This window comes from Candidatus Epulonipiscium viviparus, assembly GCF_000171335.1.
Lineage (GTDB): Bacteria > Bacillota > Clostridia > Lachnospirales > Cellulosilyticaceae > Epulonipiscioides > Epulonipiscioides viviparus.
On the sequence record NZ_ABEQ01000004.3, the window covers coordinates 1 to 15,001 of the forward strand.

5 protein-coding genes are annotated in these 15,001 nt (G+C 42.8%); 3 read left to right on the top strand and 2 right to left on the bottom strand.

Translation table 11 applies throughout. The features are described from left to right. Positions 1-141: 141 nt before the first annotated feature. Positions 142-690 (bottom strand): hypothetical protein, encoded by a 549-nt coding sequence (locus tag EPU_RS13365; protein WP_156778357.1) that lies wholly within the window; start codon positions 688-690, stop codon positions 142-144. 222 nt (positions 691-912) lie between these two features. Further along, complete coding sequence (locus EPU_RS01015) at positions 913-2,688, bottom strand: M3 family oligoendopeptidase (RefSeq protein WP_010165926.1); 1,776 nt, start codon at positions 2,686-2,688, stop codon at positions 913-915. A 164-nt stretch (positions 2,689-2,852) separates the two neighbouring features. On the opposite strand from EPU_RS01015, the gene EPU_RS01020 reads away from it, so the two are divergent. From EPU_RS01020 to EPU_RS01030, 3 genes are all read left to right on the top strand, one after another. Beyond that, the gene (locus tag EPU_RS01020) at positions 2,853-4,064 is read left to right on the top strand and encodes a hypothetical protein (RefSeq protein ID WP_010165928.1); all 1,212 of its coding nucleotides are present in this window, start codon (positions 2,853-2,855) and stop codon (positions 4,062-4,064) included. Then, entirely contained in the window at positions 4,055-5,458 is a 1,404-nt protein-coding gene (locus EPU_RS01025; RefSeq protein ID WP_010165929.1) for an acetate--CoA ligase family protein, read from the top strand. Before EPU_RS01020 ends, EPU_RS01025 begins: the two co-directional genes overlap by 10 nt. A 507-nt stretch (positions 5,459-5,965) precedes the next feature. Further along, a complete protein-coding gene (locus EPU_RS01030) occupies positions 5,966-14,989 on the top strand; it encodes a hypothetical protein (RefSeq protein ID WP_010165932.1) in 9,024 nt (3,007 codons plus the stop codon). Positions 14,990-15,001 lie beyond the last annotated feature (12 nt).

The window sequence follows — 15,001 nt, forward strand, 5'->3', positions numbered from 1 at the left end:
CAAATCTTCGAAAGCTGATGCGAAATCTTCGAAGGGTGATGCAAAATCTACGGCAGCTGATGCGACATTTTCGAAAGCCGATGCGAAATCTTCGAAAGTCGATGCGAAATCTTCGATAGCTGATGCAAAATCTTCGAGAGCTTATGCGAAATCTACGGCAGTCGATGCAAAATCTTCGAAGGCTGATGCGAAATCTACGGCAGCCAATGCGAAATCTACGGCAGTCGATGCGAAATCTTCGAGAGTCGATGCGAAATCTTCGAAGGCTAATGCGAAATATATGGCAGCCAATGCGAAATCTTCGAGAGCCGATGCGAAATCTTCGAAGGCTAATGCGAAATATACGGCAGCTGATGCGAAATATATGGCAGCCAATGCGAAATCTATGGCAGCCGATGCAAAATCTTCGAGAGCCGATGCGAAATCTACGGCAGCCGATGCAAAATCTATGGCAGCCGATGCGAAATCTATGGCAGATGATGCGAAATCTTCGAAAGCTGATGCGAAATCTTCGAAAGCCGATGCGAAATCTATGGCAGCCAACGTGAAATCTTCGACAGCTGATGCGAAATCTTCGAAAGCCGATGCGAAATCTACGGCAGCCAACGTGAAATCTTCGACAGCTGATGCGAAATCTTCGAAAGCCGATGCGAAATCTACGGCAGCCAACGTGAAATCTACGGCAGCCAACGTGAAATCTTCGAAAGCTGATGCGAAATCTACGGCAGTCGATGCGAAATCTACGGCAGTCGATGCGAAATCTACGGCAGTCGATGCAAAATCTACGGCAGCCGATGCGAAATCTTCGAAAGYCGATGCGAAATCTTCGAAAGCTGATGCGATATATGCCAYCCCTTCACTTTTGCTAACAATAAATAAAGGACCCCAAAATGCTGGAGTCCTTAAAAAATTTTACTTATCTGTCAATTTTAAAAATTCTTCGATATCCTCTTTTATAAGACTGAGCGATGCCTGCCAAAATTCTTTGCGCGAAACATTGATGTTTAACGTATTGGCAACTTCCTCGATGCTCATCTTGCCTGTTACTGATAGTAGCTTTTCGTATTGCGTTGGGAAATTTACTTTGTCTTCTAGATATTTGGCATAGAGACCCTTTGCAAATAGTAAACCAAATGCATATGGGAAATTATAGTAATTTCTGTTGGCGCTGTAATAGTGAGATTTCCAAGTCCACATATATGGGTGTAGGAAGTTTTTGTCTAAACCATCGCCATACGCCTTCTCTTGCGCTTCTGTCATGAGCTCTTTGATGACGTCGACTGATACATACCCGTCTTTGCGTGCTTCAAATAATGATTCCTCAAATAAATATCTGCTATATATATCTACTATCACTTGTGTCGCCCCGCATATTTCSGCTTCTAGTATAGCGAGCTTTTCTTCCGGGCCAGCTTCTGAGAGTGCCGCTTTCTTTACTATTGTTTCGCATATGATAGAGGCGGTCTCGGCTAGTGGCATAGGGTAATTTCTATTTAGATAAGCCTCGTTGTCTAAACATTGATTGTGGAAACCATGACCTAGCTCGTGGGCAAAGGTACTCACATCCTTAATGGTGTTTCCGTAGTTTAGCAGAATACGGCACTCTCGTATAGGTCCAAGTCCTGAGCAAAATGCTCCGCCAACTTTTCCAGGTTTCGGATACACATCTATCCAATCGTTATCTACAGCTTTGTGGGCAAAATTAGCTAAGTTGTCGCTAAATGTTCGGAAATGTTTCGTTACAAACTTAACCCCTTCTTCGTATGAAAACGGCATATCCTTTTCTACAACTGGTGCGAATAGATCATACCACGGCAATCCAGATGTATGCCCCAATATTTTYGCTTTGCGCTTGAGATATTCCCTAAATATAGGTAAAATGTCTTCGATCGATTTTATCATCGCGTATAACGTGATCGGTTTCATTTTTGAATTTTCAAGAGTCATTTGTATTACTGAATTATATTTTCGTATTTCAGCTTCGGCTAATGCTTCGCCCTTAATTGCGTTTAGCGCGGCAGCSACGCCCTCCTCGATTGTGGCGTAAGATGCGATTTCTGCCTCATACGCGGTTTTACGCACTGCTTGATTATTCGAATATGCTAGTGTTAATACCTCGGTAAGTGGTAACTGTTGCTTTTTACCATCTATTAGAATGTTCACTCGGTGTGTCGAGATAAGCTTGTTTTTATAATTTGCCCATGCAGATGAGCCGGTAGTTCTCATTTTAGCGAGTACATCTTCTGACGACGCTGGTAACGCATACATCTGCTGGCGTTTAATTTCCTTTAGGAAAAACGCATGCTGCTGTAGAAATGGCGACTTTGAAATTACAGCATCGAGATTAGGAACTTTGCTTATGAATTCTTTTAGCAGTGCCAGCGGCTTTGCCATGCGGCTCATTTTTGTATTTAATTGTACGTTATATTTGTTTGCAAGTTTATTAGTACTATCCACGCTGAGTGTTAATGAGATAAACGAACTGAGCGGCTGGAYTTGMGAATACACATCCACTATACCCTTTATACAGGCGCTCAGCTGTGACTCTAGCGGCAATTCTGTACTCGTCATTGACTGTATCGATTCACCAAACTTTGAAATAATTGAATCGGCCGCGTTTAATTGCTCTATAAATTTCGGATCATCAAACCCTTTATATAATACATCTAAATTCCAATTTACTCCCATAATCAAATTGCTCCTTTTTTAATATAATATAACATAATATAGTATGGTATATTTTTGGGAAATAATACAGATATTTTATGATTATATCAAAATCTCATACGTTGACTTACGAGCGATAAATGTAGTACACTGTATTTATTAAAAACGCAGAAGGGAGTAATTTTATGTCGGATAAGCATTACAGATTAGGTTCAGATCAACACCAAGCTTGGGCCAAAGATTATTTTTTTGCACCTAGAGGAATCGGATTTAGAGAACCCGGAATAGTGGCGTTAGACAGCGATCAGCTGAGCGCGTATAATGTAGCGAAATCTTTTTATCAAAGTTACCCAGAGGTTTTTAACATAGAATATATCGCGGCCGAAACTGGTATCGAACCAGAAGATATTAAGAGCCGGATCACAAGGATGTATAACGAGCGCATTATCATGTTGGTGATCAACCCCGCTGTTGCAACATATGGGTGGGGACTATATTACTGGGTGGTAAAATTTAAGCCCGATACTCCAAATCATGTCAAAATTAAATTAAGCGAGTGGTTTCAAAATAAAGATGATATATGCACAGGCTATGAAACGGTCGGGGATTTTGACTATTTTAATGGCAACCATATGCGAGTGTTAGACAACTTACTATCGGATGTAATTGGTCATTTCAAAAATATGGATGAAATAGAATACGTTCACCTATGCCCGATAAGGCGAGACGTGCGAGAATCCAATGTAAACATGTGGGATGCGCCTCAAGATAGCTACCGTAAATTTGTCTGGGCCGAGGATCAGCTGGAAAAACTTTTCGCGGGGCAAAATAAAATCGATGCCATAGATTTTGCAATCATCAACGCAATAAACAATACAAAAAGCGTGGGCGATATGTTTAACTACGACGTATTAGCGAATCTGTCGGGGCTCGATGCCAAAATGATGAAAGAAAATTTATGTGAAATTTGCGATACCCGAAGAATTATGGTGCCAATGCTATTTGTCAACTATATGAAACTGGGGCTAACCAAAAAGATGTTTCTACTACGATTATTCCAAAATATCCCTTGCTATCAAAAGGCACAACTCGTAGATAGCTTCGCAAACAACCCAACGTATGGTGATATTTGGGAATTTACGGATTCATTTTATGATATAATGATCGCAACATACGAAGAACTTTCCGACGTCGAGTCCCTCAAAAATGATCTGCTTACAATAGCCGAAATTGAAGAAATCCAAGAGGCAAGTTCCAGCAGACAATTTAGACGTTGGACAGCGAGGTTAGACGATCAAAATGGCTTCTGGGAAGAATGTGTTTTTACGGATGACTTTCTCCAAAACCGCACTGTGCCTAATTATAATACCGATAGGAGGGGAAAAAAATGGAAATAGTAAGCGCTAGAGAGTATGTCATCAACAATTTGCAGTACGCATTTAACCCAAAGTCCATCGCCATCGTCGGTGCCAGTCGCTACTATACCAAAGTGGGGTATAAAGTAATCGAGGCCCTAAACACCTGGGGATATAGAGGCAAAATCTATCCGGTTAATCCAAGAGCGACAAAAGTGTTTGGACTCATGGCGTATCCCACGGTAAAAGATATTCCAAACGAAATCGATTTAGTATTTATCGCAACTCCGGCCCATATCGTAAAATCCGTATTAGAAGATTGCGTGGCCAAAGGAGTTAAAATCGTGGTCATCGCAACGAGCGCGTTCAAAGAAATTGGGCGTGGCGATCTACAAGATAAACTGACGCAATATTGCCGTGATAATCAGCTTCCACTAATTGGTCCAAATTTAATTGGGCTGGGCAGTCCGTACCTCAATTTTAATTGTGGCTTTATACCATATTTACCAGTAAAAGGTGCCGTTGCTATGATCTCGCAATCTGGGGCCAACTTGCTCGCGTCGCTTGGCGCATCGCAGAAAGATCGGTTTGGCATAAGCTTTTTCGTAGGTCTTGGCAATAAAGCCGACGTAGATTTCTGTGAATTTATCGAATACGCAAATCGCGATGCCCATACGAAATGCATTTCGCTATATATCGAAGGAATCGATTGTCCGGAAGCATTTATAAAGACGTGTCAAAACGCGACCAAGCCAATTGTGGCGATAAAAGCTGGTGGATCAGCAATTGGAAAAAAAGCAGCCTTTGCGCATACCGCATCGGAAAATTTACAAACGAGCAACGAATACTACGACGCGCTATTTAAAGAGGCCAAAGTAATAAGAGTCGCAACATGGCAAGAGTTTTTGGATGTTTCGCTAGGGCTAGGAATGATGCCCCCTCTAAAAAGTAGCAGCATCGTCATGATAACAAACGGGGGCGGATCAGGGCTCCTTAGCTGCGATCATTTTGAAAGATGTGGCCTACCAATGCGCGAGCTTCAAGATATTTCAGCGGAATTGGCGCAACGAGTCAAAGCGTATATGCCAATGTTTGGGTCGTCGCTAAACCCAGTCGATATTTCAGGAACAGCAACACCGACGCAATACAAAGGAGCGTTCACCCAAGCGCTAAGAGACCCGAGAGTCGATGGGGTACTGGGATCGATCTGCCCAACAGCGGTAACAAAGGTAGAAGAGATCATCGACATCGTAATAGATTTGCATAAGACATATAAGCATCTGAACAAACCGTTCATCATGGAATGCCAAGGTGGCGAAGAATGCCAGCGCGCGATTTACAAACTGCGAGAGAACGGCATTCCGGCGTATGGAACACCGGAGCAAGCGGTTAACGCGATGATCGCTCTGTACAAGTACTATAACATTAAGCGGTAACGGGCCATAACGGAGCGGATCATATAAGGGGGCGATATAATCCAGGCCCCCCTTTCTAACACATGTCGCTATCGATGATATTGCTTGTCTACTGCTTTGTTTTATTGCCAAATTTTACATAAATAGTTTTATCCATCTGTATTTTATTTCGTTCTATACATATATAATAGTTGTCTTTATGATAGGATATCGCGAAAACACTGCTGCTTTTGTAAAAATATTGTTGAATTAACTCATGTCCCCATGCTATATTCGTCAATTTCAAGATATTTTTATATCTCTTGATCTAGCAGATTTGCCGAAATCAATTCGATAACAAAAAAAACAGAATATTTGTAATTTTTGGTTCATATATTCTTAATGTATTATCTATTAACATTTTGTTTAACATTTCGTTTTATTATTTCTTGCTGCGTAAAATTTTCTTATGCAGGTTTTTGCGATGTATATGATTTGATTTTTCATGCATGTACCGCATTTTTATATTCATAAAGGAGATGAGTTATAATGGCTTTAATGAAAAAATATCGAAGACAGATGGCAGCGACTCTTGTTGGTGCGATCATTTTAGGACCTATTAGTACTTTTGCAACTACCCCAGAAATTAATAAAGTAGGCGATTTAGTGGCTCTTGACGCGGCTAATACTGATCATGCAGGTCTTGCAGCAAATCATGGATACCTTTTTGAGTTACCGGGAACTCTACCTACTGATTACTCAGATGCGTTCTTAGTAACTAAGACTGACTTCGAAAATGATTACGCTATCGATGCGCTTATTCTTGACGCTATCAGGCTAACTGGTATCAACACTTCTTCTACCGATGGTCTAGAGTATAAAGCAGCTGATAAATTTGTTGCGGAGAATAACACCGCTTTCGTTGAACTAAATGATTTACTTTATAAAACCACTTTTACTGGTAAAGGGTTCCAGTCCCACGTTGCGACCCTGAACTCCTCTTTGCAAGCGGCTATTGATGCTGTCAAAAATTTAATCCCTCAATCTGGAACAGGTACTGATGCTACTGGCTCCTCTAGCTACCAATTACGCATAGATGATTTAAAGAAATCTATTCATATAATTGATGCTCATATCGATTTTTCTGCTGCTCGAACTATTACTACTGGAACTGCTGATCCAGCTACTCCAACTAATCCAACTGAATTAAAAACCGGTTCAACTTCATTAGTTCCAATTGCAATAAGCTCCGATGGGAAGGATATCGCTAGCGATAAATATTGGGTAACGGCGACTATACGTAATGAAGTTGTTGAGGCGCTCGTAGCGGCTGATGAAGCTGTACAAAATGCCTACGCCGATGCTTATGCAGCTGAGAAAGCGGCTGCTAAAGCTGATAAAGCTGTACAAAATGCCTCCGCCGATGCTGAGGCTGCTACTGATACTGATACTGATACAACGATTAAAGAAGTATTTGAAGATAATATAGAACATGGAATTACGAATCTCGGAACATTAGTTGCGCCGACTAAATTTAGTGGCTCACCTGATTTGGAGAAGGAAACCAATGAATCTGGAGAAGCTAAAACATCCACTGAGGAAGATTACGATAAGGATACACTAAGATCAGCTGATCAAGATTACACCACCACCGAGGAGCTTATTACTGCACAACAAAATCTGACGAATGCTTATGCGAAATATATCGCATCTGCTAAACTAGGCACGCATGTTGTCAAAACAGCGAATCTCGAAGTTCAAATCGCGTTAGCTATGTTAGGATTAGATATTGAGGATGCTGTGACATTAAAAGATGATACTGTACCAGATTCGATTTCAAGGGCATCTGATACTCCTAAATTTTATGTTTATCAAACAACTGATGGTGCCTCTTTTACAAATTCTACAAAAGCCACAGCTACTAAGATTGTAGAAACTACTACCGCGCCTACAGTTTTGAGAGAAGGCTTTAGCGATGACGCTACCTATTTTATAGCGCCAGCTGTACTTGATAGTGAGTCAACAGAAAATTGGACTCATGGTATTACTGGTCTTTCACCAGCGGATATGCCTATGAAATACATCTTGGAATCTGATGCCGAAAATATTTTGGCGGATTTGCAAGCGAAATACAACGAATATTTGGGATATGATGGAAACGATGAAGATGGAGAACTATTAAACGGTCCTACATACTCAGAAGAAATCGCGGCGGGGGCGACAACTAATAAGCTGGCTGCAGTTATCGGAAACATCGCGGAGATCGCGACAGCTGTCGAAAATAAGACTAAATTGGCTAAAGTGGGTGATGAGGATCAACAAAAACAGGCCGCGATATTGGATTTGAAAAAGTATCTATTATACTTCGATGTGGCGGAGGTGGTAGATAATGCTGGATCTAAAGTATTCAAAAAAGCTGATGCTTTTACCGTGGCTGGTCTTAATAAAGAAGTAGTTGATAATGATACTCCGGCTGTTGCTGCTAGTAAAGCCGCCGAGTTCAATCCTGCTTCCATTAATGATGATTTAACAGGTACGATAACACCTAGACCCGAAACGGAGTATTACAATATCTCAGCTTACAAGGGAGTTGATATAGCAGATACTCAGTATTGGATCCCTAACGGTAAAATTTCTTTACAAACCAATCTCGCGAATGCAATTAAAGCGGCTTGGGAGTTGTTCGAAGTGGTACCTGACACTGAAGCTGGTGATCAAGTTGATGACACTACTTCAGCTACTCTATCCACTCTCACCAGCAAACTCGATGACATTAAAACTGCCCTTAAAGCATACGATGATGCGGCTAAGCCAGGTCGTTTAGCTGAATTTACAGATTCAAATGCAACCGGTGTACTCAAAGATGCTGAAACTGCGTTAGCCACTCTTGATGGTCTCATCACTTTACCAACCATTGCAGTAAATACAGAAACTGGCAAACTTAAAATCACGGCAGCAAGAAAGATGGCTGCCGAAAGTGAGAGCGTACCAGCTTTATCTGATGACGGAATTTTCGCTATTAGCCAGGAAGCGTTTAAATCAGGATCTGATACAGGATATGAGTGGGGCGGCGACTCCAATGTTGCTGATGAGCAGAAAAAACTCATCGCTACAGCAAAGAAATATGTAACGCCAGCTCAGCTGGATGACTTAATCGCAGCCGCTAAGAAGCTGATGGATTTTGTAGCATACAAAGATCAATTCGCCGAAATTCATGCTGCCGGTACAAAGCAGGCGTTGAAAGATGAACTCTCAGACTATATCGACTACGCTACTGGCGACCAGCTTCAAAATGATATAGCTAATCTCGCTAATGCATTAATTGAGTTTAATGCGGGCAGTAAGCCGGTGATGTCTTATACAACTAATAGAACTGCATTAAATGATGCTATCATTGACCCAACTACTGGACTTCGAAACACAATAAAAGTAGATAATACTAATAATGGAACTGTTTACATCGATTCTGCTGATAAAAAATTAGTTGTATCCGATGACGGTGGATATACTTATAAGACTTATACAGTGGGTACTGGATGGGATACGACTACTACATCATTTGCAGCTGATGGCAGTACCGCTGAGTTGTGGGTAACAACCGAACAGCTCGAAGATTACAACGACGCTATCGTGGCCGCTGAACAAGTTATTTTAGAGACTTTCCCTACAGCAAAGAAAGGTGATGGTAATCCTGAAACTGAGCAAGCATTGAGCGGAACATATACCGAAGTAACATGGGGCTCTGGTGTACTTGCAAAAATGACGGATGCCTTCAAATCTGATAAAGACGACTACTTCACCCAAGCGACGGCGACATTAGCTAAAGCGACGTCGGTATTCGATGCGGCGAAGTCAGATAAAACCGATATTACAGCTGCGGCAGATGCGTATGATGATTTTATGGAAGAAATTGGAGATCCGTATACTGCAGCTACTGACGATCCTGCATTACGTGCTTTAGGATATCTTGATGCTAACGAGGTAACAGCTCCAGATCCTACAACTGGAATCGCAGCGAAATTATATAAGATCACAGATAAAGAAGACTACTTCCCAGTGGGTGTATACGTATCTGGTGATGGTAATGTCGTTATCAACTCTGCTACTGGTAAATTATATGGTAAACTAGCGGATGGTACAACTGAGGATACACCGGCACCAACTACATTCGTTCATAAAAATTTAGCCGATGCCTTAATCGCAGAGTACAAAGAAATTTTGACATTCATAGGCGATAAAAGTAAAGAGGAGCACTTGGCGGAATTCAATAAAGATAACAAGTACTTCACCAACGCTATAGCAGATCTCAAGGCCGCGGCGAAGGCGTATGACGATGGCACCAAAGACCATCAAGCTACGGCTTATACAGAAGCTTATACAGGAATTCAAAGCGAGTTAATAACTGATACTGCATTAAACACAGATACATTTAAGTTCACAAACGCAGATGGAACAGCTTCTGGTCTTACCGCGGCGAATGCATTTGCAGCGGGGACAGTTGACAGTGCTAATAAAAAAATCGACACCACCCAGATCGCGCTAGGCGATGCAGTAAAACTTTCTACAGACGGTATATATGTATATGGCGAAGATGGCAAAAAAACTAGTGCTGTATTAGAGGCAGAAGATTATTGGGTAACACCGGATATGTTCAAAACCTTAAAAGCGGCCATGATCGCGGCACAAACAATAGTGAATAAGGCAGCTGACTTAATAAACGATTCTGTCGAAGGTTATATCGGTGATGAAAAGTACTTCGATACAGAATATACTAATAGTAACTTAGAGTCAGCGATCACAGCATTCACACCAACCCAAATTGGGGCCACTGAAGGTTTCGATGATGCTGGCAAAAAGCATTGGCTGGATCAAGCGAATGTAATTCTCTACGGTACAGATGGGATATTGGGCGGAACCGACGCCGATGCGTATGTCAGCGCTGAAAAAGGTGGGGTAGACGTTCTCAAAAAAGCCGCACTAGATATTATTGCAGCTAAAGACGGTATTGCAGGAATATCAGACGATGAGATCACATCATTTATGACCGGAGCTCCTGACGTTACTAATCAATATCTCACCCAAGATTATGCAGATAAATTGCTCGCGGCTATCGATGCGATACCAGATACTGGATCTACTTCTGATCAAGTGGCTACATTGGCTGAGCTCGTGAATGCAAAATCGCAGAACACCGCTATTATCGATCTACAATCTTCAGCCAAAGTTGATCTCTACAATGCTCACGTTACTGCAACTGCGAAACTCAAAGATGCTAACGGTACAGATGTGACCACAAGTGGAGTCGCTGGCGCTGATGTTCTTAGCCACGAATATTGGGTTACCCCGGCTGCTAAAGAAAAACTTGATTCTGCTATCGAGGCAGCGGCTATCGAACTCGATAAAACGGCGAACACCTCCGATGTGAGCACCGCGCTTAAAACTCTGACTTCCGCATCTAACGCTTTCGTTCCTAAACCTGGTACGGCTACCGCAGCCAATATCAAAGCTCTCGAGCAAGCGAAAGCTGATTTACTCGAAGCTATCAACGTTGCCGCACCTCTTGTTGGATCTAAAATCTATGATGAAGCTGGTAAATTAACATCGGATTCAGGCACCGGCGATGAAATCGTAGTGAGCGATGCGAACGGTACAAATGTAAGCGGCACGACAACAGGAACTAGCCTTATACCAACTGGCGGAACTAAGTGGACTTCTTCTGCAGTAAGAAAAGTTATGACCACCGCTATCGATGATGCGCTCGAGGAGCTCACATCTCCTCAAGCTACTCTTGCAAAACTCGAGGCTGCCATTACCAAAATTACAACTGCTACCGAGACATTCAAGACGACAGCTCAATTCGGTACCAAAGAATCTTATGACAAAATTGTTGCGACACTCAGAAAATATATTTCTTACGTCGAGAACGGTAACTTTGCTTATAAGATAGATACTGATCTTATAATCCAGGTGCCTGCAGTGGAAGATATTTTGGTCAGCTCCGCATTCGGATCCGATGTTCCAGCGAGCGCGTTATGGACCACCGCCACCGCTAAGTCGACTATCGCCAGTGCCGCTACTAAAGCTAACACTTTCGTTGACAAATTTGCTAGCCCTGACACCCCTGATGCGAGAGCAACTCTCGATGTGGCAATCGCGGCTCTCACCGAAATGCAATCCGCGTTCGAGTTATTCTACGGCCGAAACATCAACGGCGATATTAAAGCTGATATTGTTCCAGCGTTATTACTCGGAACTGATGCTATCGAAACGGCGTCTCTACGAGAGGCTATCAATACGGCCAATAAAGCAATCAACAACTTGAAATATCTTCCAGGAGTTGCTGCACCTAGCAATACGTACACCAGCGAAGATGGCCAAACTGGAATGGAATACGGAACTACTGGAGCTGGCGAGATCCACGTTACTGCCAAAGTCAATGGCGTCGACGTACCGGCAAACGCAAAATGGGTTACTTCACTCGACGTTACAAAATATGCCAACGCTGTGACCGCGGCTCAATCCGTTCTCGATAAATTTATGACCGCATCAAACGCAAACGCGACACCTTTGACTACCGCATTAAAAACTCTCGACGCAGCAACTACGGCGTTCGAAGCCGCGACGAAAACCGCTGGATCTCCTAATTCAGAAACTCTCGCATATAGCGCAGCGCTCAAGCAATTGTCCGAAGCTGTAGCTCAGGCATATAGCGTAATCGGCTTAGCTAAAGATGGCGTATCGTCACAAGATGAGTTGGTTCCAGGCCCACTCGATTTATATGCGCAGGTGAAATTGAGTCTCTCAGGAGATGGTGGCGACGTGTCCTCGTTCTACGCGTGGATTCCACAACTCAACTACACTGCCTTCAAAACTGCGATCGATCGTGCCGCAACAGCAGTTAACACAGCAACGTCAACCACTTTAAATCTGAACAACGAGTACAAACTTTTGAACACCGCCGTGACTACACTCAACAAAGTGATCACCAGCGCGAAAAACTCTGCGGGCCAAAACAATGCGCTTATCGAGCAAGTGGATATCGTCAACGAGCTCATCAAAGCTGCAGAAGCGATCCTTTACGGAGCGGACAGACGCAGTCCAGTTTTCACATCCGCAAATGGCCTAGACGTTCCAACCGACTCCAAATGGCTGCCTGCTACAACGATTACAGCTTTGAAAAATCAAATTACGTTAGCGCAAGCGTCGATCTTCAACACCACAACCGAAACAGTTGGCGAAGCGACAGGCACAGGCAAAACGACCATCGCGGCATTACAAAATATTGTAAAAACATTCACAACTACAGTGCAAACAGCCGAAAAAGCATTGAAAGACGGTAAGCTCGATGCGGAGCTCGAAGCGGCAGATGCGGCGAAAGCAAAAGTGGAGTTAAAAATATTAATCGACGAGGCAAATCTGTTAACAGAAACTAAAACTAGCGAAGCGCAAGGCACGGACGTGGCAGATAGCTTTAAGTGGGTAACGACAGAAGATGTAGACGGCTTCAAGTACACAGCAGACGGCGATGAAGAATCTGAGGCACCGCTAGTATTTATCGAGGCAGTACTCAAAGAAGCGACTACCGCATATGCGACGAAATATACCGAGCCGGGAGCAAATGCGACGTTCACCGTAGCAGCAGCTAACCTCGAAAGCGCTATCACTCAGTTTACAAATGTAACTGGAAATCTTTTACCAAATGGTGAGGCACTTGCTGAGGGCGATGAAGCAATCGGCGGAGCGAACGGTACATTGACATCACTGACTACAGCCAAATCTGTGTTAGCAAATAGTATAGCAACGATGACTGAATATGTAGAATCGATCGTCGAAGTTGATGACCCTGCTGTCCTCACTGAAGATGGTGACATATACGAATTGGCAATAGGAACGCTTTACGCAGATACTGATGACATCGAAGTTATGGTGACCGCGATCGAAAAAGCTCAAGATGCGATCGACGATCTTGAGGGAACTCCAGACGATGCGAAAAAATTAACCGCGGGCTCAACCGATGGAGCAACAGTTACTGGTGATACAACTAGTACATTATATACTCTAAACGAGGCGTTCAAAACTTTCTCTGGAAAGGCACACGCCAATGGTACAGTAGTTGGAACACCTCAAGTAGTTGCAAAAGCAAAATATGCGGGAACAGCATTAGAGCAAGCGAAAGCAGCAGTAGAGGCACTTATGGCCAACGGCGATGCGCTTCCGATCGTTCCATATGCTAGTGCAGCCGTGGCTGATGCAAAAACTTATCTGACAGGATTAATCAATGCAGTTATTGAAAATGCATATATCAATGAAACAATCGCCGTGGAAGTAGCAGATCCTGAAATTGAAGCTCCAGTAGCTGGAACGTCCGAAGAGCCTGAAGGAACAGTAGGCGAGGGTACAGCAACAATTACGTTGTCAGTGAAGTCTGCAGGAAAAACTGACATTAAGGCAACAGTGGAAGACCTTGAATTCATCATTGCGACAGAAGCGTATAAGTGGACGATGATAGAGAAGGCAGATGTGTTAACAGCGGCGAGCAGATTGGATTCCGCTAGAGACAGCTTTGTACTCGACGGAACTATTCTCACCGACAAAACGACCGACAAAACGGATGAAAGAATAAAAGCGAATGCAAAACTAGCGGCCGCAGCGATCTATACTCAAGTAACAAAATTGATAGGCAATTCAGAGATAAATGTTTCCATTATTTCAGCAGATGCGGACGAAGACAATGCAATGGCAACTGAGAATGTTTTCACGGGCACAAATGGAACGGCAACCGACGCGACTGGATTGGCGAATGCATATGAAGAGGATGGCGTATTCGCATTCAACGTAGCATTACAAATTCCTTATGATGGTACTTTCGCTCCAGCAATTATTGCGACGATAGCATCTGAGTATGATATCGAGAGTAAAGTTATAGAAGTTGTAAACGATGGCGAAAGCGCAGCAGATACGTATACAATAATTTTCGACGAACCATTTGAAACAGAGATCACAAAAGCAGAGTGGCCTACTTCAGATACGTCTACTCTAAAGACAGCGGTAGAGAAAATTGAGAAAGGTAGATCTACAACACTTGCAACCCCAGTAACCGGTGACGATGAAGCCACAGTTCTTGGTGGAATTTTAACATCGATCACTACGTTAATCGCTAGTCCTGACATCCAAGTTTATTTAGTATCATCAGAATTTGATGCGGAAGGAGATGAACTGACAGCCGCTAACATTTTCGTACCTACTACTGCTCCAGGAACTAATGCAGGTGGAATCGCAGGTGCAGCACCAGCTGTAGATGCCTACGAAGATGGAAAATTTAGCTATAATATAGCGTTAAGAATTCCGTATAGTTCAGGTGTAACAATCAGCGAATTGGATAATGTCAAAGAAGTCATCACCGACGGGCATAACGGCGACGAAGACTATAGCAACCATTTCTATACAGTAATCTTCGACGAATCATTCAGCACAAAAGCAACAATAACAAAAAAATCAAGTAGTAATACAAATCAATACGCACCGAAAAACAGTATCGCGAGCAGAATAGTAAATTTCTTTAAGCGTGGGTAAGCAAGAAAGCAG